Here is a 22,744-nt window from a genome sequence, read left to right as displayed (position 1 = left end):
AAGGTTTCCTTACTTCACCAAAAAATCGGGCAGTTCAGATACAGTGGCACAGCCTAGCTGATTCATGATCTGAGTAATTTGCATCATCAAGGCATTGATGGTGTGAATGCCGCCTCTATCGCCAAGGGCACCCACGCCATACACAAAGGGCCTGCCTAAAAATGTAAAGTCAGCGCCGCTTGCAAGTGCACTCACAATATTTGTTCCGCTACGAAGCCCACTATCCATAAAAATTTTGATGTCGTTTGAATACTTGGCAGCGACTGTTTGCAGTGGTTTGACGGGAGATTCACCGGCATCTAGCTGACGCGCTCCATGATTTGACATAACAACCCCATCTGCGCCGAGCGCAATGGCCGCTTGTACATCAGACTCATTAATCAACCCTTTAATGATCAAAGGCCCTTGCCATAAATCGCGAATCGGTTTTAAACCTTCCAGATCAACGCGGCCCATGACGGTTTTATTCATAAAAGCTGCAAGCTCATCGGTAGGCATATTTTTTGGCATATACGGCTTGAGGGTTTCCATTTCTGGTTTACCAGCAAGCGCTGTTTCATAAAGCCAACGGGGTCTTGATAGCATTTGCAGAATATTAGACAGCGTCATCTTCGGTGGCATAGCAAGGCCATTTCGAATATCACGTGGTCTGTAGCCAAAAGTAGGCACATCAACGGTGACCACTAGCACAGGGTAGTGGGCTGCTTTGATGCGATTGAGTAAATCAAGCCTAATCTTTTCATCGGTCGGGTTATAAAGCTGAAACCACGCATGGCCTTCTGATACTTCTGCGATGCGCTCAAGGCTAGATGATGAAACCGTGCTTAATACATAAGGAATGTTTTTTTCAGCGGCGGCTTTAGCAAGAATCTCAGGGGCTTTTGGCCACATTAATCCTTGTAAACCAACAGGCGCGATACCAAATGGGGCAGCGTAAGTATGACCAAATAACTCGACAGTTTGGCTGCTACCTGTAAATGGCTTTAATAGCTCACTGCGTAATTGCACACTATTGATGTCATCTCTGTTTCGTTTTACACCATGCTCTTGCATACAACCGCCTTCAAGGTAATCGAAGGCAAAGCGAGGAATACGTTTCTTGGCTTTTTTCTTAAGGTCGGCAACATCTGGGTAAAGGTGGTTAAAGTAATTGCTCATGATGAATTCCTCAGCTTTATTTCAAGCACGCAGGCCCAATGCTATCGAAGGTTTTATACGTTAATAAAAACTCTTGATGTCCCATTTGCTCAGATTTGGTTTGTTCACCATTGCCAACTCGAACAATCAACTCAAAAATTTCATCTCCCACTTGCTTAACGGTTTTACTGCCTTCAATAACAGCGCCGGCATTTATATCCATATCATCACTGAGATTTGCATAGGTTTCTGGGTTAGCGCAGATTTTAATAACCGGTGAAATGGCAGAACCAACAACAGAGCCGCGGCCTGTGGTAAATAAGGTGATATGAGCTCCTGAGGCTATCATTTCGACAATCTCTTGGTTGTCTGAAATATTTGGAAAACCAAACATAGGTTCGCCATCGGGCACCACATCCATTAAGAACAAGCCTTTTTTATTTGGCTTTTCTCCTGGTTTGATAATGCCGTTTATTTGCGATGCGCCAGACTTGGCATAGGCGCCCATTGATTTTTCTTCTTGAGTTGTTAAACCGCCTTCCGCATTGCCTGGGGCAAAACTGCCATAGCCCATTTTGGTGTAGTAATTTTCTGCTTTGACAACACAATCAATAAGTTGCTTGGCGAGTTCTGGGCTTTCGGCTCGATGAGCCATGATTTGCTCACAACCGACAAGTTCACCGGTTTCTTCAAAAATGCAGGTAGCATCCGCGCTAATTAATCGGTCAAAACATTTTCCAACTGCCGGATTTGCGCTTATGCCACTGGTGCCATCAGAGCCACCACAAATAGTGCCAATGACAAGCTCATCGAGATGCATGTACTCAATTGGGCATTGAGCAAGCTGCTCAAGCATGATTTGGCTTTGCATAATGCCTTTGGCAATAGTGTTTTTTGTGCCGCCATTTTGTTGGATCACTAGGGTATTTACTGGACGACCAGACTCAGCAATCGCATCGCTCAAATACTCACGGTTAAAACCTTCACAGCCTAGTGACACTAATAAAACACCGCCCACATTAGGGTGAGTGCAAATGCTTTTCATCATTGCAAGCGCATAGTTGTTTGGATAGCAGCCCGGGAAACCGATTAGTTGCACATCAGGGTGATCCATCTTATTAACGATAGAACGTGCAACATGGTGCGCACACTCAACCAAGTAAACCACAACTAGGGTATTTCGAATGCCTTTTGAGCCATCGTTTCTTAAATAGCCGCGCATATTATTCTCCCGTTACTGTATGGCGAGTGTGGCTAGCAATGTAGTCACTTTTCATATTGTGTAGATGAACATGTTGGCCAGTTTTTATAGCTTCAGTCGCAGAGCCTATTGAAGCCCCATACTTTAAAATTTGCTCACCGGCAGCAATATCTTGGCAGGCAATTTTGTGTCCGATAGTGACACTTGAATCGAGTGTTATTACCTGATTTGTAATGTTAATTTGCTCGCCTTTTTGCGCCGAACGGCAGCAAACAATGACATTATCGTGTGGGTGTAACTGTACAAATTTATTCTCAGCCATAGCCATCTCACGTTGTTAATCTGCAACGATTTGAAAAATGAATTTCTTTGTAAAATATGTTTGGGCTTGAAGTGAGTCAACGCGTTTAGCACGTATTTTAAACAGGTTTTTGTATATGAAATTTTGGCTGTAGCGATGTTTTATGTTTAATCATTTGTACAAAAATCACTCTGGCTGATGGTGATTTTCTACATCAAATATGTGCGACTCTATAAACTGGTTTGACATTGTTTAAATCGATTTTACATGGCATAGCGAGTAATCAGTGAGCCTTGTATTAAAACAACAGGCTTGATTATGAACACACATAAAAGAACACACACGAAACGTAACAAGGACCGCGTCGTATCAAATGACATGCTGATCCCTTTTATTTTGGTTGCGGCACTATTTCCGCTTTGGGGTTTTGCAAACGATATAACCAACCCTTTAGTTAAAGCATTTAAAGATATTTTCTTGATCTCAAACACACAAAGCAGCTTGGTGCAATTTGCGTTTTATTTAGGCTATGGCGTAATGGCAATCCCTGCTGCTTTGTTTATTCGGCGCTTTAGTTATAAATACGGCATCGTTTTAGGGCTTGGTCTTTATGCTGTTGGGGCTTTATTGTTTATTCCAGCAAGTGTGTATGGCGAGTTTAACTATTTTCTTGCGGCATTATGTATCTTGACCTGTGGTTTAGCGCTGTTAGAGACAACGGCAAACCCATATATTTTATCAATGGGCAGCCCACAAACTGCAACCAAACGACTTAATTTAGCGCAAGCATTTAACCCAGTAGGCTCTTTACTTGGCATGTTTGTGGCCTCAAACCTGATTTTAAATAATCTTCATGTTGCAAAGTTTCGAGCAGAAGAAAAAGCAGCACATCCCGAGTATGCGCAAATGCTACCTTCGATTGTCAATGGTAAATTAACCGATGCACTACAGCAGTTTGCAGTAACCAATCCTGTACATCACCAACTCATGCAAAGCGCTGATTTAGCGACTATTCGCACCCCGTATGTGGCAATTGCATTGGTTGTGATCTGTTTATTGTTTGTTTATTTGTTTTATCGGTTGCCTAATACACAGCTCATGGCATCAGATAAACGCAATCAAGCATTAAAGCCTTTATTTATAAGGCTTATAAACAACAAACCCTATCGTGAAGGGGTCGTTGCACAGGTGTTTTATGTAGGTGCTCAAATTATGTGTTGGACCTTCATTATTCACTACGGCATGGCTGAGGTAGGGCTAAGTGCAGCCGAGGCACAGCATTTTAATATTATTGCTATGTGCTTTTTTCTTGCGAGCCGATTTTTATGCACCTACCTACTTAATTGGTTTAAAGCGGGGCTGTTATTAATGTGGTTTGCAATAGCCGCTGCGAACTTGATGTGTTTGGTGGTTTTTATCGGTGGTGAAGTGGGGCTTTACTCTTTAGTTGCGACCTCTGCCTGTATGTCTTTAATGTTTCCAACTATTTATGGCATTGCTTTGAATGGCTTAAAAGCGGATGCAAGTATTGCCTCTGCGGGGCTGGTAATGGCAATCGTTGGCGGGGCATTAATGCCCCCATTACAGGGGACGATTATTGATGCGAACCCCATTGCCTTTTTAAGTGCTGAACAAGCGTCATTTTTATTACCTATGCTGTGTTTTGTTGCAATTACGATTTTTGCGTATCGTGTTGTTTTTATTCATAAACAATAAAAGGAGAGTCAGATGCAGTACTGCCTTACATTAGAGCTAAAAAACGACCCAGAGCTTATAGCTACCTACGAGCAATACCATAGCCCTAAACAAGTTTGGCCTGAAGTCATAAGTGCTATTCGCGATTCAGGAATTACCGACATGGCTATTCATCGTGTTGGCACAACTCTTATCATGATAATGCAAACCGATGATTCATTTAGCTTTACAGAAAAAGCAAAACAAGATGCGATGAACCCAAAGGTGCAAGCATGGGAAAGCCTAATGGAGCAGTTTCAGAATGTAGATAGCAATAATCAACAAGAAAAGTGGCAGTTAGTCGAGAGGATATTTTCTCTAGAAGAGCAGGTGGGTTAGTTTCCGAATTTAAGTTTCGAGGGGCTAGTTTCAAGTTACAAGTTTCAAGGGGCTAGGAGCTAGGTACTAGGCGCTAGGGTAGACCGAGTGGATTCGAACCACTGACTTTTGGGTCGGGTTATAGAGAGCGGTAGTGTGCTAACTAGCTGAGATAGAACTGTATAATGTTGATTTTAGGATAATAAAATTCTGAGAAGTTTTAATAAATTGGTACGACCGAGTGGATTCGAACCACCGGTTTTGGCGTGGGTCATACAGAGCGGTAGTGCTCTAACCAACTGAGTTTCAACTGTATAATATTGACTCTAGGATAAAAAATTATGAGGAATTTGAATAAATTGGTACGACCGAGTGGATTCGAACCACCGATTTTGGCGTGGGTCATAGAGAGCGGTAGTGCTCTAACCAACTGAGTTTCAACTGTATAATATTGATTAGGATAATAAAATTATGAGGAATTTGAATAAATTGGTACGACCGAGTGGATTCGAACCACCGACCTCTACCATGTCAAGGTAGCGCTCTAACCAACTGAGCTACGGTCGTACTGGGATGTTAAAATCAAGATTGGTACAACCGAGTGGATTCGAACCACCGACCTTTGGACCGGGCCGTTAAGAGTGGTAGTGCTCTTTCCTTTGGTTATACCTAAATCGTGGTACAACCGAGTGGATTCGAACCACCGACCCCTACCATGTCAAGGTAGTGCTCTAACCAACTGAGCTACGGTTGTATTTTGATTTAAAACTGTTGTTAGCGTGGCTAATCAACGGAGGCTAATATATAGCGACTGGTTGTGTGAATCAAGCAGCTTTAGCTATTTTTATGCTAAATGCTGGTTTTTTATTCATAACGGACTAATTTCGCACGTTCTGTAAAAACCTTGCCACCAAGTGACATGGCTTTTAGCAGAGCGCTTAAGACTTTGTAAAATTGCGGCATTACTGTCGCTATCTACAAACTGGGCCATTTCGGTGTCATGCCATATTTGCTGGTAAAGAGGTTGTAGGGTTTCTAATCGACCCACTAAGAATGATTGATAGGGCTGTAATTGCTCTAAATAAAACTTTTTAAACACATTACTTAGCGTTTGTGCCTTTTGTTTATTCTTGTTCGCAGGGCAGAGCTCCTCTTTTGAGTACTGCTTGAGCAGCGCTGTTATTTGTTGATTGTAATGTGTTTGCACCCTTGCCGCAGAAATGAGTAGCTTGTTGTATTTAAAACGGTTTAATACTTCGAGTTGGTTGATGATTTGCTCAGGGTCTACAGCGTTTATTTTGCCGTTATTAATATGGTTGTTTAATTTAGCAATTTGCTCCATCGCGCTCACGGTTTCGCTAAAACCTGCGGTGTTTTCATCAATGTGAGTCGAACTTAGCTGCCAGCTTTGCTTAAACTCGCTTTCGTTGAACAGCATAGCTTTAAAGTAGTTAGGAAGGTTTGCTTGCTTTTGTACTGCGGTGAGTTTTATTTTTTCAAACAGATCATCCTGATCTTCAAAGCTTTCTAAGCACTCATTTGCGCTTTGAATAAACTTAATTTGATAACTAAGAATGTTAGCAGGCGTTGCTGTTTTGCCGAGCTGATTATTGTGCTCAGCAATAAGAGTTGCGAGTTTACATTGGCGTAATTGGGCAAGCTCGATCATGCCAATGGTTGCTTTATCTTCAGTATTTTCAGTGAAGTGGTTAACAGCTAGTGTACTTGGTTTAGAGAGTTTAAAACTTTCAGTTTTAAGCACGTTTTCTAATCGTTGCGCGTAGGTGTGATTTACATCACCCGAAGAGGGCGTGCAGGCAATAAGTGCCACGCACGCTGTTGCGATGATAGAGTTTAAAAGGCTATTGGTTTTGCAAAAAAGGTGCATGTTTAAATCGCCTATGAACCGTGAACATCAACATAATTGCTGCGGCACTTAACCCCACAATAATGCCTATCCAAAAGCCATGAGGGCCCATTGCTGGAACAATTAAATCTGTACGAGCAAGTACGAAGCCAAGCGCAAAGCCGATCAACCAATACGATACAAAGGTGATATAACCAATCGGTGCCGTGTATTTTAATCCCCGTAAAATACCATTGGCTGAAACTTGCAGGGCATCTGGTAACTGGTAGATACAAGCCAGTACCATGATTGAAGAAGCTAGCGCCAATACTTCAGGGTTGTCAGAATACAATTGGCTTATTATATCTCGAGCAAAAAAGGTCACACTTGCCAGTAAAAAAGCAATAATTGCCGCGAGAATATAACTCGTTTTAACGGCATTTTTTAACTGCTGATAATGTTGTTGGCCAAACAAATTGCCTATTCGAATGCTAATGGCAATTGAGAGGCTCAACGGCATCATAAACAATAGTGTCGTTACACTGGCCGCAATTTGGTGACCCGCAACGGCAACTGCACCTAAGTGCGCTATAAACAAAGGAATACAAGCAAATAGCGTGACTTCAAAAAAGGTAGCTAATGAAATTGGAATACCCACTTTGGTGATAGTCCATAAAGTAGCGGGCTTTGGCGCTTCGAAATTTGCTAATAATGCTTTGGCATCAATCTTTTTATTAAAGTGGCAATAAATAACCTGAGTTAACGCCATTGCAGTAAATACAAGTGCGGTGGCAATACCACAGCCCGCGCCACCGTATGCTTGAAAACCTAATTTACCATGTATAAATACGTAGTTGGCTGGAATATTGACCGCTAAGCCAATTAAGCTAATGTAAAAAGCAGGTTTGGTCATTCCCATACCTTCAGTGATATTGCGATACACACTGAAAAGTAAAAAACCAAAAATACCCCATTTAACAAAATGAATGTATTGCTCAGCTAAGTGGGTAATAGACTGTGAGGTGTCTAATTGACTAAGCACAGTATCAGCAAGGCTTGCCAGCCCTAAACCGATTATGGCAAGTACTAACGCCAGATACAGGCCCTGTTGAAAATAATGACTAATACCTTGTTTATCGTTTGAACCAGCAAACTGCGCTATGATACCCGTCAACGCCAATAATATGCCTTGCAATGCAAGCATTAACGGATTCCAAATACCCGTTGCAATAGAAAGTGCTGCCAAGTCTGTTGCACTCACTTGGCCTGCCATCACGGTATCTACAACCGTCATTAAAATAAGGGTTACCTGTGCCAAAAAAACAGGAATGGCTAACGAAATTAACCTTTTGGCTTCCCAACTACAAAAAGACATAAATTACACGACTAAATAAACAGACAGCCATTGTAATCTATTCATAGATCAATAAAAATCGCAGTTATCTATTTAATAAAGAAAAGAGAAAGCGATGTTCACTGGAATTGTGCAAACGCAAGCCGTTGTGGTTGACGCTACTAACCAAGGCGGTGTATTGAGGCTAGCTTTAAAAGTAGAGCAGCAATATGCTGAAAACTTGAATATCGGCGCGAGCATAGCCATTAATGGTTGTTGTTTAACCGTGGTGAAGTTTGCATCAGACACTCAAGGGTGCTGTGTTATAAATTTTGATGTGATTGATGAAACATTGAAGTTAACCAACCTAGGTATGCTGGCTGTCAATGATACGGTAAATTTTGAACGTTCAGTGACTTTTGGTACTGAACTAGGTGGGCATATCGTGTCGGGTCACATTCATTGTATGGCCGAGATACTTTCAATTAACCATTTTCAAGATAACTGTAAGATGCAATTAGCATTAGCAAAAGAGTGGCAAAAATACGTTTTGTATAAGGGATTTGTGAGCGTTAACGGGGCAAGCCTCACTGTAGGTGAAGTTGATGAGCAGGGCTTTTGGCTACACCTGATCCCTGAAACACTCTCTATTACCAATCTCGATAACTACCGCGAAGGTGATAAGTTAAATATCGAAGTTGATCAGCAAACTTATACCATTATCAACACGGTCGAAAATTATCTTTCGCAACAAGCAAAATAAATACATCAAACGAGCAAATTAAAAAATTTGCTCGTCGTCACTATCGACATGTAATTCGAGTTTGTTATGTGCGTAATCTATATGCATATTTAAATGAATGGGATTGCAACATGCTGCGCAATCTTCATAGTAATCTTGGTCACCGTCGCTTGCATCAAGTGCAACATGAATGTGGTGGCCACAGTGAGGGCATGAAATCCGTTGTGTGTATTGGTCTTTCATCAGCTTTTACCTTAATCAGGCATGCCTGAGTTCGTTAAATTGCAATCTTCGTTAAACTCTAACTCATCAAAAATGAATCTAGATTTAATTAGATTGATATAACTCACTAACCGAATAGATGTAAGCGTAGTGCTACCAATTCGGTTAGCATCTTTATTAATACGCTTTATAAGCTAAATATAGCTGTGTTTAGCGGTTTGTGACATTCCTTTTACAGTGAATTCTTGCTTATTTCAGTAGCTGATCAATTTGTTGTTTTGCTTCAGTAAGATAGTGCCCTGCAAAGATATTGGCATTATTGAGCATAGGGTATAGTTGATAGATGGCTCTACGTTGCTCGTAACCTACCTGCAATGGGTAGATATCGTTATAGGCATCATAAAAGCTATCAGGCAATGGCGCATAAAGCTCACTCATTGCTATATCGCATTCCCGATCACCATAATAACAAGCAGGGTCAAATACACTGGGTACATTATTATAAAAGCCCATATTTCGACGCCAAAAATCACCGTGCAATAACGAAGGCTCTACAACATGGCTATGCAGTGCGTCTTTAACAAAAGTGATGAAGGAGTCTTGGTTGACAAGCTCAATACCTTTTTCTTGTAATAATTGTAATTGCCAACCAATGCGCTCTTCAGCAAAAAATACATCCCATTTTTTGTGCCAACGATTTGGTTGTAGAGTAGGGCCAAGGAAGTTGTCGTTATCTAAGCCGAACATAGCTTGGGTATGCTTTTGGTGTAAATGGGCAAGGTGCTCCCCCATTTCATGCCAATTGGTATGGGGCTGTTTATCAAGCTCTAACCATTCAAGCACGATAAATGAAAACTCAATATTGCAACCTGTGGTGATGCAATCTGGGATCATAAATAAGCTTTCTTGGGTTAATAGCTCAAGATTAAAGGCTTCGCACTCTAGGCGCTCAAGATCACTCAAGTGAGCAACTTTCACAAAGAAGTGGTGTAGATCATCACCAATTTGGAAGTATTTGTCGTTATTGGGTGATTGTAATTGGCGCTTAAAGGTATGCTTAAAATCAAAGTGCATCGCTTGGCTAATCTGTTCATTCACCGAATTCCACATAATTTTGTTCACCTTTTAACCATATAATTAAACTATGGCAAAAAGACGATGAATTAACAAACCCATAGCGTTAATATTGTTAAAGTTTATCGAAGTATTTATGAGGGGTCAGATGAATAAAAGTCTCATTACTAATTTAGTGGCGCTTGCCTTAGTATTAGTCGGATTTTTATTTGAACAAGCAATTGTGCTTTCTGTTGGTTTATTTGCGTTATCGGGCGCAGTAACTAACTGGCTTGCTATTCACATGCTATTCGAAAAAGTACCATTTTTATACGGCTCTGGGGTTATAACTTTAAAGTTTGCGTCTTTTAAGGTGGCTATTCGTAACTTGGTAATGACCGAGTTCTTCGCCGAAGAGAAAATAGATCAGGTTATGGCGCTCGCTAAGCCAAATATTGATTTAGATCCAGTGATCAGTGAAGTTAATTTAAGTCCGGCTTATGATTCATTAATTGAGGTTATCGAAAACTCACAATTTGGTGGCATGTTGTCGATGTTTGGTGGCCGTGATGCGCTTGAGCCGATGCGTGAACCTTTCATTGAAAAAATGAAAGCAGCGGTGATTGATATTTCAAAGAGCGACGAATTTAAAACGATTCTAGATGAAAAGCTATTTGCCAACTCTCATCTTGGTGGCTCATTGCACAGTACTGTTGAGCGTTTAGTTGATGAGCGTTTGAATGAGCTTACGCCAACCATGGTGAAAGATATTATTCAAACCATGATCAAAGAACATTTAGGTTGGTTAGTGATTTGGGGCGGAGTATTTGGTGGCCTATTTGGCCTGATCGCTGCGCTAGTTTAACGAAGAAGGAATTTGTAGCAGGCCTTTAAAGACCTGCTACAGTGAATTCATCATTATTTAGAACCAGCAATAACAATCACTGTGTCATTAGATACTTTAGCAATATCTTGAATACTTGTTTTTGTTGCTGTTTCAAAATTTAAGTATTTCGCAGAGTTATGAAAACCATAAGTGCTTGCAAACTTATCAGTCGTCATATCATTGCAAAGTAGTTTTTCTGTCATTACTCGTTTGCTTAAGCGTAGATCGCGCATTGTGCTTGATACGTTTAATGGTTTGTTAGAAGCAATGGCCATGCAAGCTTGCGTGCCTACAGAGTCATCTGCTGCGACAAATTGTGCTGCAGTTGCATCAGTTGCTGCTAATGAAGAACCTAAAATTAATGCTGTACCTAGTGCTGTAGTTAACGTATTCATCTTTCTCTCCAGTTGTTGTCCGTATTACGTTTAGTATGTGCGACCTCGCTTTTATGGATACTTCACACTTCCTGTTTGCTGGGCACATTTAAAGTATTACGCTAAACAAGAACAATTGCTGTTAATGAAAATCGACAAGATGTAAGTAAGTATGTAGATGTGAACAAGTAAAACTAACCGCTTGATAAGTGCTATTTTAAAGTGTGAATTTTGACACAAATAGGCTGAATTTTTTTTCATTTATTTTTTTAAAACATGTTTTGGCTCGTATTAAAGGCTTAATTTTTACGTAGCTGTTACATTTAAGTATTAACTCTAGCTTTTCTTAAAAAGGCTAATCAGAGTATAAGGAGCATGAGTGACCACAAAATTAGCAGGCTATTATCAACAAGCCTATGCATCTGAATCAAAACACTTTAATCAATGTTTTTATTGTGGTTGTGAAGCAACTGAGCGAGATTTTTGTCCGCCACTGCATATGCTGCAAAGCATTATAGATTTAGGCGAAGAGGCTGAATTTATATCAATTCCAGCATGTTATGAGTGCTTTGCATTACTGCATAACGAACGAGTGCTGACTATTGATGGGCGAGTTACAAAGCTTAAAAAGAAACTTTCAACAAAGTATGCAAAAGCGCTGAGAATTTATCACATGTGGCATGAGAGTGAACTTCACGATATGAGTGATGAGTTTGTGCACAGTATTAAAGCAGGCATGAAGTTAGGTGCAGAGGCAGCAGAGCGAGTAGCATTTCAAGGTTATAGCTATGCAACTGAAGATGCCAGTGTCACTATTCGTGAGAAGCGTGCCGAATTTGATGTGCAAGGCAAAGTCTTTTATGACTTTAAAGACGCGCTTAATTACTGCATTAATGATTTACAAGTCGACAGAACAGAATTCTATAAGCTGGTGGTAGAAGATTACAATGGCGATTTTAACCGTGCATTGAGTCAATACCGCCATCGACACGAAAAAGTAACCGCAGCAAACGATGCAGATTCACTAATTAAAAGTTTTGCCAAGCAGCATAAGCAAAACTCAGACTTTGTAACTCGAACTGTGAAACATTTTATCAACAAAGATCCGAGCTTAACGACCGAAGGTGCGTTAGAGCAGCTATATAACAACTATATAAAGAAATAGTGCTCTATGAGGCTGGTTGTTCGTCTTGAATATTGGTGACTGGCCTCGTTTACTCGCATTAGAATTAACAATTAGTTAAAGTAATTAAATAATAAAAAAGAGGAACGTAAGAATGCAAAAATTTGCACCATCCTTGTTGGTTATGGCGCTTGGTGTCGCGTTAGCGGGTTGCCAAGACAATGGCCCACAAGATCCAAAAGTCTCAATTAACAAAAACCCATACCCAAGCACTTATCAACCACTTGCATCACAAAGTACGTTAATCACTAATGCCACTGTTTTAACCGGCACAGGCGAGCGTTTAGATGACGCAGATGTATTCTTTGTTGATGGCAAAGTACAACAAGTAGGTAAAGACCTTTCTGTACAAGCTGATAAAACAATTGATGCACAAGGCAAATGGGTAACACCGGGTATTATTGACGTGCACTCACATTTAGGTGCATACCCAACTCCATCGGTGGCATCTCACCAAGATGGTAACGAAATGACCAGCCCAGTGACTGCAGAAGTATGGGTTGAGCATTCAGTATGGCCACAAGACCCTGGCTTTAACCGCGCTCGTGAGGGCGGCATTACGTCATTACAAATTCTACCAGGTTCAGCAAACTTAATTGGTGGCCGTGGTGTAACGCTTAAAAACATTCCTTCGCACACGATGCAAGGTATGAAGTTTCCTGAAGCACCGTATGGTTTAAAAATGGCATGTGGTGAAAACCCTAAACGTGTTTATGGCCGTAAAGGTGTTTTACCATCAACACGTATGGGTAACATGGCGGGCTATCGCACAGCTTGGATTGAAGCGACTGAGTACAAACGCGAGTGGGATAAATACGAAAGTGATTATGCCGCGGGTAAAAACCCTGCAGCACCTCATCGCGACATTAAGCTAGATACGCTAGCTGGTGTGTTAGAAGGTGACATTTTAATCCATAACCACTGTTATAAAGCAGAAGAAATGGCCATGATGATCGACCTTGGTAAAGAGTTCGGTTATCACTCAGGTACTTTCCATCACGGTGTTGAAGCATACAAAATTGCTGACTTACTTGCCCAGAACGGTAACTGTGCGGCACTTTGGCCAGATTGGTGGGGCTTTAAAATGGAAGCCTACGACATGGTTCAAGAGAACGTAGCAATTGTAGATGCTGTTAAAAATTCATGTGCCGTTGTTCACTCTGATTCAGATACAACTATCCAACGCTTAAACCAAGAAGCCGGTAAAGTTATGTATCGCGCGAATGATGTGGGCTATGACATCTCTGAGCAACACGCAATCAAGTGGATCACTTCAAACGCGGCTAAATCGCTAGGTATTGATGATAAAACAGGTTCACTTGAAGCAGGTAAGCAAGCTGATGTGGTTATTTGGAACCAAAACCCATTCAGTGTTTATGCGAAAGCTGAACAAGTATTTATCGATGGTGCCAAAGTTTATGATCGTAACGATGATAAATACCAAGCACAAAGTGATTTCATGCTAGGTCAAAAATAGGAGTAACATTGATGACAAAATTAACTAAATCATTAAAGCTGTCACTTGTTGCTGCTGGCTTATTTTCTGCGACAGCAAGTGCTGCATCGGTAGCGATTGTAAATGCAACACTACACACTTCAACAGAGCAAGGCGTACTTGAAGGCGCAAGCGTTGTTATTGAAGATGGCAAAATTGTTGCTATTAACCCAGCGTCTATCAACGCGGATACAACCATTGATGCAAAAGGCCAAATCGTGACTGCTGGCTTTATTGGTACTATGAACCAATTAGGCTTAGTCGAAGTGGGTGCTGTTGCAGGGTCACGCGATGGTGGTGACGACAAAGCGGGCATTGATTTTGATCCAAGCCTTGCATTCAACCCACGCAGTAGCTTAATTCCTTATGCTCGCAAAGGCGGCATTACTCAAGACGTGATTGTACCAAACGGCGGTGACAGTATCTTTGCGGGTCTTGCATCTGTAGTTGATCTATCAGGTAGCTTTGAAAGCGTAAATAAAAAGCAAGTTGCACTTGTTGTTCATTTAGGTGAAAAGAGTAAAGGCTCACGTGCTATGTCGATGAAAACACTTATCGACAAGCTTGAAGGCGAAAAGTCAGCTAAAAAAGATGACAAAAAAGAGCCATCAACAGAGCAAAAAGTTTTAGCAGCTGTTCTTGCTGGTGATATGCCACTGATTGCGAGTGTTCAACGCGCATCTGACATCTATGAACTTGTTAAGTTAAAAGAAACCTATGGCATCAATTTAGTGATTCATGGCGGTGATGATGCTGTTGTGGTTGCGGATGCTCTAGCTAAAGCGGATGTTCCTGTGATCATCAGCTCGATGGCTAACTTACCGGGTAGCTTTGACTCATTACATGCAAACCTTGCTAACGCAGGTAAGCTTGAAAAAGCCGGTGTAAAAGTCATTATTGGTGTTGCTGGTGATTCAAGCCACAATGTATACCAATTACGTTTTGATGCAGGTAATGCTGTGTCATACGGTATGAGCCAACAAGGTGCACTTAGCGCAGTAACTAGCAATATTGCTGAAGTTTTTGGTTTAAACTCAGGCGCAATTGCCAAAGGTAAACGTGCAAACCTAGTTATGTGGTCTGCAGATCCATTTGAGCTTAACTCACACGTAAGCAAAATGTGGATCAACGGTGAAGAGGTTTCAACCGAAGCGCGTCAAGACAAACTACGCGACCGTTATACAACTGATTCAGCAATGCCACGCGCTTATACTAAATAAGCGTTTAAGCATTAAAAAGGCCGCAAATTTGCGGCCTTTATTTTCAAACTAAAAGCTAAAAAATTAGATTGCTTAGTTTATAAAGGCTAAGGCCAAATATAAGCAGTATTACTGGCACAATTACAAGGTTAAGTAAAAGCGAATTAGTGTAGCCTTTCATCACCGATTTTTGATTTACCAACCAAACAAGGTAACAGGTTACAATTGGAAGTAATAAACCATTGGCAGCTTGCGCAAAGATGATGACCGCAACCGGGTCAAGCCCAAGTGATGCGACCAGTGCACCAAAAACAAGGATAGTGATAGCAACCAGTTTAAAACGTGTATCACTCATTTGTGTTGACCAACCAAGCATGCCGCAAACAGCGTAAGCACCCGCAAGAGGTGCAGTTATTGCGCTAGTAAGCCCGGCAGCACATAAACCGATAGCAAAGAAATAATGAGCCATACCACCTAGAAGTGGCTCAAGCTGCACAGCCATATTGGCCGCTGAAATTTTACCTGCATCAGTACCGTAAAATGCCACAGAGGCTGTTGATAAGATAGCTAACGTGATTATGCCACCTAAAGTTATCGAAATACCGGTATCAAGGTTTGTTTCTTTGATTACTTTGTCGATATTTTTTGAACTATCGTGTTTTTCTGCAAGTACCCCGGAGTGTAAAAACAGGTTGTAGGGCACAATTGTTGTGCCTATCAATGCAAGTACCGTGGTAATTGAATTATCAGGTAAGCTAGGTATAAATCCTTTTAGCACTTCACCAAGTGGCGGAGCTGCCATCACCAGCGTTGAAATAAACACTAAACTCATCAACACCACTAAAACAATTAACGCACCCTCAATGACTTTATGTTTGCCAGTGTACAAAAGTACTGCACTTAAAATTGCAATAAGGGGAGTCCAGAGTAGTGGGCTTACAGAAGGTAGTATTTCTTGCAGTCCTAAACTTGCACCAGTCAGATTGCCTGCTTCATAAGCTGCACTGCCAATGCCAATCGCACTTATTACTAATATTACAGCCAGGGCTTTAAATACCGGTGTTTGAATGGTGGTTCTAAGTGCTGAGGCTAAATCTAGCCCTGTAGCCACACCAAGACGAGCTGCCATAGATTGCAACAAAATAGTCGCTATGACAGAGAACAATAAAGTCCAAATAAGAGCAAAGCCAAAATTAGCACCAGCAACACTTGCCGTGGTGATGGTACCTGGGCCAATAAAAGCAGCGGTGACCAGAAGTCCGGGACCTAAACGCATAAAAAACCTTTATTATTAGAGTTTTAGTATTTTTGTGGGGAAATATTATTCATACCACAAAATGATCAATAGGTAAGGGTAAAGGCTCTTAAGGCTGCGGTAAAGTAGAAATAGCAACAAGGCTAACCTGAATCGAAATTTAAGAAAGTTGAATAATGCTAATTGCAAGTAAATCTTATTTAAGTTATTTTGTTGTATATGCAACTATATGTGGTGAACGCTTTTGGAAAACAATAAACACCAATTAGAAGTGCCTTTAACGGTCTCTATGGGACATTTAACAGGTTTAGCGAGCCGTTTATTTAATCGGCTTTTAACTTCTCGGTTTAAGCAGGCAGGTATAAATATCACTGCGGAACAATGGGGAGTGATCTTAACTTTAAAGCAATATGGCTCCATATCACAGAGCCAAATCTGTGACATTTTGTATCTTGAAAAATCAAGCGTAAGCCGCTCAGTAGAAGTATTAGAGAAAAATGGCTGGATTGTGCGAGTTAAGTCGGAAGCAGATAGCCGTACTAAATTGGTTAACCTGACAGAGCAGTCACTCGATGTTGTAAGCGAATGCACAAAAATTGCTCAGGGTGTATTAGATGATTCTCAAAATCATATTGATCTTAAAGGTTTAAATGAATCGCAAGAGCTATTAGTTAAGGTTGTCTCAAATCTTCGATCTTTGCTCAAATCTTAAATTATATTTTTTATTAATAAGGAATTAGTATGTCTAAAAGAAATGCATTAATTACAGGTGGTGCGCGTGGTATTGGTGCAGCTTGCGCAAAGGCGTTGGCTGCTGAGGGTTACCGAGTATTTATTAATTATGTAAATAGTTCAGAAGTTGCAAACAAGCTTGCTGATGAAATTATCGAAAATGGTGGTGAGGCTTTTGCTGTTAAAGCAGACGTCCGAGATCCGCTTCAAGTTGAAGAAATGATCAACAATATTAGCCAGCATGGCGGAGTTGATGCACTTATCTCAAATGCGAATATGAGTTTTACTTCTAAGCCATTTCTTGATCAAACTTGGCAAGAATTTTCTCAAAAATTAAATGATGAAATGTTTGCGGCTTACAACACAGCTCAACTTGCAGCTAAAGTAATGAAAGAAAAGCAGTTTGGTCGATTAATATTTATTTCAAGTACTTTATCAGAAATGCCAGCACCCGCTTTTATTGCTCACGGTACTGCAAAAGGCGCGCTTGATAGTTTCAATAAATATTTGGCTCAAGAGCTTGGCCCTTATGGGATCACTTCAAATATTGTCGCGCCTGGTCTTGTAGAAACAGATGCAACAAAAGAAGCGCCAGAAGAGTTTAAAGAAATGATTAGGCAACACACTCCAACTCAAAAAATTGCTCAACCTGAAGATGTTGCGAATACAGTACGCTATTTTGCAAGCGAGAAAAGTGGCCATATCACAGGCACTTACAACCCTGTTTGTGGTGGTGCTTATATTCAATAATTTGAATAAACGTACAGCAAAACTAACGGTGCTTTTTAAAGCACCGTCTTAGTTTAGCGACCTGTTAAAATAAATTTAGTTTTCTTAAGTTTCAAATAATACTCACATTTATTATTACTTCATAAATTGCTCAGCAACGCTGTAAAATTTATACACTTTGCGAACAATTGGTACTGCAAAAGCTAAATCATATAAATAACCAATTATAAATCAGTGCTTTAAATTGGTTGGTTTTTTGCAAGGAATAGGCATTCATGTTGTTATAGAAAAGGAAATGAAGATGCCTGAACTTACTTTTTCAGCTTATGCGGCTGTGTATGTTTTTCTAATTATGCTTACTATTCAGTGGATAGTTGCAGCTGTCACAAAAGCCAAACAACCCAATGCGGTGCCTGGTAAACTCGATAATTCATTAAGTCATGACAGCTTTGTGTTTCGTTCACATCGCACATTTATGAATACCTTAGAAAATAGCCCGTTATTTTTAGGTACCGTATTTCTGGGGTTCTTTTTAAACTTGAACAGCAGCGCATTTGCACTGTGTATTTGGATGTATGTGATAGCCAGAATCATTCATATGCTGCTGTATTATGGTGTGGCTACTGAGAAGAACCCAAGCCCACGCAGCTATTTCTTTTTAATCGCTGCTTTGGCAAATATTGTGATGCTCATTCTGATTGGTTTACGTTTGATTTAAACAGCATTGCTAACAATAAAAAAGGCATTGAACGAAAATTCATTCAATGCCTTTTTTAATAATGAAAACCTAGCTACTCAACGCCGATAAAGCCACCGGTTTGATGTGACCACAGGGCAGCATAGATGCCACCTTGTGCGATTAATTGCTCATGAGAGCCTTGTTCAACCACGCCACCTTCATCAAGTACAATGAGCCTATCCATTTGCGCAATAGTTGATAAACGGTGTGCAATGGCAATTACAGTTTTGCCAGTCATTAAATCGTCTAGGCTAGTTTGAATCGCGGCTTCAACTTCAGAATCAAGAGCACTGGTTGCTTCATCCAATATAAGAATTGGCGCATCTTTTAGAAGGACTCGTGCAATAGCAATACGTTGACGTTGACCACCAGAAAGCTTCACACCGCGTTCACCAACTTGTGCGGCAAAGCCTTTATTGCCTTTGCTGTCTTCAAGGTCTTCGATGAACTCAATTGCTTCTGCTTGCTTTGCGGCCGCAAGCATTTCATCTTCAGTTGCATCGGGTCTACCATAAAGAATGTTATCTTTTACTGAGCGGTGTAACAGTGAGGTATCTTGCGTCACCATCGCAATGTGCTTACGTAAGCTTTCTTGGCTTACCTCAGCGATGTTTTGACCATCAATACGAATTGTGCCCGAGTCAACATCATAAAAACGCAGTAATAAATTCACTAAGGTAGATTTACCCGCACCAGAGCGACCCACTAAACCTATTTTTTCACCCGGTTTGATGTCTAGATTTAAGCCATTGATAACAGGGCCGCGATGGGTCTCGTTGGCAGCTTTACCATAGTTAAATTGCACATTCTCAAAGCTTATCGACCCTTCATTAACTGCAAGGGTACTCGCATTTTCTTTATCATCCACTTCAATCGGCGTTGATAGTGTTTTCATACCATCAGCAACAGTACCAATGTTTTCAAATAGGCTACTTATCTCCCACATGATCCACTGTGCCATACCGTTTAATCTCAGTGATAAACTCACCGCAATGGCGATAGCACCAACACTGATGGCGCTAATTGACCATAGATATAAAGAGAGGGCAGCAATACTAAATACCAATAAGTAATTTAGCGTGTTGATAGAGAAGTTTAGGCTAGTAACTAAGCGCATTTGCTTATATACCGGTTGTAAAAACACATCCATGCTGTCTTTTGCATATTGTTCTTCTCGCTGTGTGTAGGAGAACAATTTGATAGTAGAAATGTTAGTGTAGCTATCAACTACACGTCCGGTCATTTCTGAGCGTGCATCAGCTTGCGAGCTGGCTACTTTTTTTAGCTTAGGAACAAAATACATTTGAATTACTGCGTATAAAACTAGCCAAATCAATAATGGCAACATCAAACGCCAGTCAGATTCTGCGACCAAAAACACCATGGCGCCAAAGTAGACAACGATATACATTAATACATCGAGCAATTTCATCACTGATTCACGAACAGCTAATGAGGTTTGCATGACTTTTGTCGCAATACGGCCGGCAAATTCGTTTTGATAAAAACTAACACTCTGACGAAGCAAATAACGGTGTGCTAACCAACGGATAGACATAGGATAGTTGCCAAGCAGCGCTTGATGTAACACCGCTGAGTGAAAGAACACGACAATAGGTAACACCACCAGCAACATAACCGCCATTTTTGTAAGCTCAGCCTGCTGTTCAACAAACAAGGTATCTGGGGTGTATTGACCAAGCCAATCGACCAGTTGCCCCATGTAACTAAATAGCGATACTTCTAAAATTGCGAGTGCAGCGGCGCTTAACGACATCAGCAGCAATGAAAGCTCCATGCCACGGGTGTAATGACGGCAAAAAGCAAATAAGCTATTAGGTGGCTGAGAGGGTTGTTCTTTAGGAAACGGATTAGTCATCCGCTCAAATAAACGATACATAGACGACGCTTTTTAAAAATCAAAGTGGCGTTACTATACCATTTGAGTGGTTTTTTATCAGTTCATTTAATTTAAAAACTAAGATTAAAATCTATCAACTATTCAGTTATTTACATCTAGTGTGAGAAATGAAAATATAATAAGAAAAAGGAATTAATGATGAAAAAGTTGCTTTGTACGCTGTCCCTCGTTTTTAGCTTACCGCTTTGTGCCTACCAAACCGACACCCACATATTTAAGGGCAAAAAAACCGCCATCGAGAAACCTGTAACGGTGACATTACCTGATGGCTATCAGGACTCAAAAAAGTACAATGTTATCTATGTATTACATGGCTATAGTGGAAATCACAGCGATTGGACTAAGCTGACAAACATTGAAAAACTGGCAGACCAATATGATGTCATCATTGTTAACCCTGATGGCAATTTTGGTTCGTGGTATCTCGATTCTGATATCGACAAAAGCTCGCAATACGAAACCTACATCGCAGACGATTTACTAAATTATATTGATTCTAAATATTCGACCAATCGGTCTAAAAGTGGCCGTGCAATCACAGGCTTATCAATGGGGGGCTTTGGTGCCTTGCACATTGCAATAAATCACCCAAACCTGTTTGCAGCAGTTTCAGGAATATCTGCTGGGGTTGATGTTAGGCCCTTTAGTGCAGAGTTTGACCTTGCAAAAGTACTCGGCAGTTACGCTGAAAACAAAGAAAAATGGGATAGCATTGCCATTATTAATAACCTTCATAAAATTGCTGCTGGCAATACGGCATGGAAAAAAGGCGCTGATACTTTACCGATTATGCTTGATATAGGCGTTGATGACTTTTTTATTGAGCAAAACCGAGCGCTACATCAGGCGATGTTGAAAATGCGCATCCGCCATGATTATGTTGAACGTCCGGGCATTCATGACTGGCACTATTGGAATAAAGTGATTGCCTATCAATTTTTATTTTTAACCTCTCATATGGCGCCATAAAAGATGTTTCAACGTATTCTTGTGTTAATTGCTATCGGCTTTTTTGGTTTTATTGGTTGGGTTATCTATCTTGCCAATACTGGGCAAAAGTCGGTGTTTTTCGAACTCGTTGCGGCAATTCCTTACGGTGATAAGTTGGGGCATTTTTGCTTATTTGGACTACTTACGCTATTCATCAACCTTGCCTTTAAGTTTAAAACAATGAACGTTGCTGGGCGGCCTATTTATTTAGCTGTGCTGATTGTTAGTACATTTGTGATTTTAGAAGAGCTAAGCCAGTATTTTGTAGAATCTCGAACGCTAGACTTTGTCGATTTAATTGCTGACTTTGCGGGTATTGCGGTATTTAGCGCTATTTCAGCTTGGCTTTGCAAAAAGTTATATCCAATTAAGGTCTAAACTTTCAGTGACTTGTTAGGTTTCGTCTATAATCAGTGTAGACCTAGCTTAAAAGTTGCGTATGAACAAAGATACCTCGGATTACTTGTCAGACATTATTGAGCTTCTACTCGATGCAGTATGCGTAGTTGATGCCAAAGGCACGTTACTTTTTACTAATCCAGCCTTTGAAACAATTTTCGGATACGCGCCAGAAGAAGCCATCAATAGAAACATGCTCGACTTTGTCTACCCAGAAGACAGAGCCAAAACCATCAATGCCATTAATCAAATTGTGGTCAATGATCAGCACCCACGATTTGAAAACCGCTGGGTTAGAAAAGATGGCAGAGTAGTGCATGTTTTGTGGTCTGTTTATTGGTCAAAAGAAAAGCAAGTTAGAGTAGCTATTGCTTATGACATTACAGAGCAAAAAAAGCTCGAACAAAAACTGATTTATATGGCAGGGCATGACCCTCTGACCGATCTTCCCAACCGCAGTTTCTTAACCACCCAGCTCGAGGAATCATTGTCAATTGCGAACACCATTTCAACCGTGATTGCAGTACTGTTTATCGATATTGATGGCTTTAAGCAAGTAAATGATATTCATGGTCATGGCGCTGGCGACAAGCTCTTAAAAACTATTGCTATGCGTATTCGTCATGTCTTAAAAAAAGAAGACAGTGTAGGGCGCTTAGGGGGCGATGAATTTGTGGTGATCCTCAATAGCATTAAACACAAAAAAGACGTCATCGAAATGGTTGATGAATTGATAGCAGAGATTTGCCAACCCTTAATTTATAACGATGCAGAGCTTATTTACTCGCCAAGTATTGGGGCCGTATTGTTCCCCGAGCATTATGGTGACGCAGAATATCTCATTCAGTGTGCCGATAAAGCCATGTACAAAGCAAAGTATGAAGGGGGTAATCGCATGGTGTTTTATAATGAAGGAATAAAGTTACCCGGCGCTAAAAGCACAGGGTAACTTTGG

General features: G+C 40.7%; 23 protein-coding genes and 2 tRNA genes. 13 read left to right on the top strand and 12 right to left on the bottom strand.

Annotated elements, in window-relative coordinates; translation table 11 throughout:
* Positions 1-9: 9 nt before the first annotated feature.
* From EXT43_RS04170 to EXT43_RS04160, 3 genes are read right to left on the bottom strand one after another with little or no spacing between them, the layout of a single operon-like run.
* Positions 10-1,158, bottom strand: coding sequence for an alpha-hydroxy acid oxidase (locus tag EXT43_RS04170; RefSeq protein WP_130166407.1), 1,149 nt, complete (start codon positions 1,156-1,158; stop codon positions 10-12).
* A gap of 16 nt (positions 1,159-1,174) precedes the next feature.
* Positions 1,175-2,359, bottom strand: a complete 1,185-nt coding sequence (locus tag EXT43_RS04165) for a UxaA family hydrolase (RefSeq protein ID WP_063529124.1) — start codon at positions 2,357-2,359, stop codon at positions 1,175-1,177.
* Between the two features lies 1 nt (position 2,360).
* A complete protein-coding gene (locus EXT43_RS04160) occupies positions 2,361-2,660 on the bottom strand; it encodes a UxaA family hydrolase (protein WP_130166406.1) in 300 nt (99 codons plus the stop codon).
* Positions 2,661-3,017: 357 nt separating this feature from the next.
* On the opposite strand from EXT43_RS04160, the gene fucP reads away from it, so the two are divergent.
* The gene (fucP, locus tag EXT43_RS04155; RefSeq protein WP_240701469.1) at positions 3,018-4,355 is read left to right on the top strand and encodes an L-fucose:H+ symporter permease; all 1,338 of its coding nucleotides are present in this window, start codon (positions 3,018-3,020) and stop codon (positions 4,353-4,355) included.
* A 12-nt stretch (positions 4,356-4,367) separates the two neighbouring features.
* Complete coding sequence (locus tag EXT43_RS04150) at positions 4,368-4,712, top strand: L-rhamnose mutarotase (protein ID WP_130166404.1); 345 nt, start codon at positions 4,368-4,370, stop codon at positions 4,710-4,712.
* 469 nt (positions 4,713-5,181) lie between these two features.
* Here the strand turns inward: EXT43_RS04150 and EXT43_RS04145 are convergent.
* The 4 genes from EXT43_RS04145 to EXT43_RS04130 all read right to left on the bottom strand — a co-directional run bounded on the left by EXT43_RS04145 (position 5,182) and on the right by EXT43_RS04130 (position 7,912).
* Positions 5,182-5,258 (bottom strand) — tRNA-Val (locus EXT43_RS04145).
* A gap of 110 nt (positions 5,259-5,368) precedes the next feature.
* Positions 5,369-5,445 (bottom strand) — tRNA-Val (locus tag EXT43_RS04140).
* Positions 5,446-5,559: 114 nt separating this feature from the next.
* On the bottom strand, positions 5,560-6,579 hold the full coding sequence (locus EXT43_RS04135) for a DUF3080 family protein (RefSeq protein WP_130166403.1): 1,020 nt from the start codon (positions 6,577-6,579) through the stop codon (positions 5,560-5,562).
* Positions 6,554-7,912 carry an MATE family efflux transporter gene (locus tag EXT43_RS04130; protein ID WP_130166402.1) on the bottom strand — a complete coding sequence of 453 codons (1,359 nt, stop codon included), beginning with the start codon at positions 7,910-7,912 and terminating at the stop codon, positions 6,554-6,556. Before EXT43_RS04130 ends, EXT43_RS04135 begins: the two co-directional genes overlap by 26 nt.
* 94 nt (positions 7,913-8,006) lie before the next feature.
* Here EXT43_RS04130 and EXT43_RS04125 point away from each other — a divergent pair, with 94 nt between their 5' ends.
* Entirely contained in the window at positions 8,007-8,633 is a 627-nt protein-coding gene (locus tag EXT43_RS04125; RefSeq protein WP_130166401.1) for a riboflavin synthase subunit alpha, read from the top strand.
* An 18-nt stretch (positions 8,634-8,651) separates the two neighbouring features.
* Here EXT43_RS04125 and EXT43_RS04120 read toward each other — a convergent pair whose 3' ends face one another.
* Positions 8,652-8,855 carry a CPXCG motif-containing cysteine-rich protein gene (locus tag EXT43_RS04120; protein ID WP_054561385.1) on the bottom strand — a complete coding sequence of 68 codons (204 nt, stop codon included), beginning with the start codon at positions 8,853-8,855 and terminating at the stop codon, positions 8,652-8,654.
* 228 nt (positions 8,856-9,083) lie between these two features.
* Positions 9,084-9,944, bottom strand: a complete 861-nt coding sequence (locus EXT43_RS04115; RefSeq protein WP_130166400.1) for a fructosamine kinase family protein — start codon at positions 9,942-9,944, stop codon at positions 9,084-9,086.
* A 112-nt stretch (positions 9,945-10,056) separates the two neighbouring features.
* Here EXT43_RS04115 and EXT43_RS04110 point away from each other — a divergent pair, with 112 nt between their 5' ends.
* Positions 10,057-10,752 (top strand): DUF445 domain-containing protein, encoded by a 696-nt coding sequence (locus tag EXT43_RS04110; RefSeq protein WP_130166399.1) that lies wholly within the window; start codon positions 10,057-10,059, stop codon positions 10,750-10,752.
* Positions 10,753-10,805: 53 nt separating this feature from the next.
* Here the strand turns inward: EXT43_RS04110 and EXT43_RS04105 are convergent, their stop codons facing one another.
* On the bottom strand, positions 10,806-11,168 hold the full coding sequence (locus tag EXT43_RS04105) for a DUF3718 domain-containing protein (RefSeq protein ID WP_130166398.1): 363 nt from the start codon (positions 11,166-11,168) through the stop codon (positions 10,806-10,808).
* 358 nt (positions 11,169-11,526) lie between these two features.
* Here EXT43_RS04105 and EXT43_RS04100 point away from each other — a divergent pair, with 358 nt between their 5' ends.
* The 3 genes from EXT43_RS04100 to EXT43_RS04090 all read left to right on the top strand — a co-directional run bounded on the left by EXT43_RS04100 (position 11,527) and on the right by EXT43_RS04090 (position 15,045).
* On the top strand, positions 11,527-12,312 hold the full coding sequence (locus EXT43_RS04100) for a hypothetical protein (protein WP_058584922.1): 786 nt from the start codon (positions 11,527-11,529) through the stop codon (positions 12,310-12,312).
* Between the two features lie 112 nt (positions 12,313-12,424).
* Positions 12,425-13,807, top strand: a complete 1,383-nt coding sequence (locus EXT43_RS04095; protein WP_062565285.1) for an amidohydrolase — start codon at positions 12,425-12,427, stop codon at positions 13,805-13,807.
* An 11-nt stretch (positions 13,808-13,818) separates the two neighbouring features.
* Positions 13,819-15,045, top strand: coding sequence for an amidohydrolase family protein (locus tag EXT43_RS04090; RefSeq protein WP_063528159.1), 1,227 nt, complete (start codon positions 13,819-13,821; stop codon positions 15,043-15,045).
* Positions 15,046-15,100: 55 nt separating this feature from the next.
* On the opposite strand, the gene EXT43_RS04085 is transcribed toward EXT43_RS04090, so the two are convergent.
* Positions 15,101-16,300, bottom strand: coding sequence for an Nramp family divalent metal transporter (locus EXT43_RS04085; protein WP_130166397.1), 1,200 nt, complete (start codon positions 16,298-16,300; stop codon positions 15,101-15,103).
* A gap of 223 nt (positions 16,301-16,523) precedes the next feature.
* Here EXT43_RS04085 and EXT43_RS04080 point away from each other — a divergent pair, with 223 nt between their 5' ends.
* The 3 genes from EXT43_RS04080 to EXT43_RS04070 all read left to right on the top strand — a co-directional run bounded on the left by EXT43_RS04080 (position 16,524) and on the right by EXT43_RS04070 (position 18,458).
* Positions 16,524-16,991: a MarR family transcriptional regulator gene (locus EXT43_RS04080; RefSeq protein ID WP_205990950.1), complete on the top strand. Its 468-nt coding sequence runs from the start codon at positions 16,524-16,526 to the stop codon at positions 16,989-16,991.
* Between the two features lie 29 nt (positions 16,992-17,020).
* On the top strand, positions 17,021-17,761 hold the full coding sequence (locus EXT43_RS04075) for an SDR family oxidoreductase (RefSeq protein ID WP_130166396.1): 741 nt from the start codon (positions 17,021-17,023) through the stop codon (positions 17,759-17,761).
* Positions 17,762-18,041: 280 nt separating this feature from the next.
* Entirely contained in the window at positions 18,042-18,458 is a 417-nt protein-coding gene (locus EXT43_RS04070; RefSeq protein WP_130166395.1) for an MAPEG family protein, read from the top strand.
* A gap of 73 nt (positions 18,459-18,531) precedes the next feature.
* Here the strand turns inward: EXT43_RS04070 and EXT43_RS04065 are convergent, their stop codons facing one another.
* On the bottom strand, positions 18,532-20,379 hold the full coding sequence (locus EXT43_RS04065) for an ABC transporter ATP-binding protein (RefSeq protein ID WP_130166394.1): 1,848 nt from the start codon (positions 20,377-20,379) through the stop codon (positions 18,532-18,534).
* A 159-nt stretch (positions 20,380-20,538) separates the two neighbouring features.
* Here EXT43_RS04065 and EXT43_RS04060 point away from each other — a divergent pair, with 159 nt between their 5' ends.
* From EXT43_RS04060 to EXT43_RS04050, 3 genes are all read left to right on the top strand, one after another.
* Positions 20,539-21,369, top strand: a complete 831-nt coding sequence (locus EXT43_RS04060; RefSeq protein ID WP_063528240.1) for an alpha/beta hydrolase family protein — start codon at positions 20,539-20,541, stop codon at positions 21,367-21,369.
* 3 nt (positions 21,370-21,372) lie between these two features.
* The gene (locus EXT43_RS04055; protein WP_130166393.1) at positions 21,373-21,768 is read left to right on the top strand and encodes a VanZ family protein; all 396 of its coding nucleotides are present in this window, start codon (positions 21,373-21,375) and stop codon (positions 21,766-21,768) included.
* 61 nt (positions 21,769-21,829) lie between these two features.
* Entirely contained in the window at positions 21,830-22,738 is a 909-nt protein-coding gene (locus EXT43_RS04050) for a GGDEF domain-containing protein (RefSeq protein WP_130166392.1), read from the top strand.
* The last annotated feature ends 6 nt before the right edge of the window (positions 22,739-22,744 follow it).

It is taken from the genome of Pseudoalteromonas sp. CO109Y, from assembly GCF_004208935.1.
GTDB classification, from domain to species: Bacteria; Pseudomonadota; Gammaproteobacteria; order Enterobacterales; family Alteromonadaceae; genus Pseudoalteromonas; species Pseudoalteromonas shioyasakiensis.
Note: the sequence above shows the minus strand (reverse complement) of the source record. Positions and strands in the feature narration are given on the sequence as shown.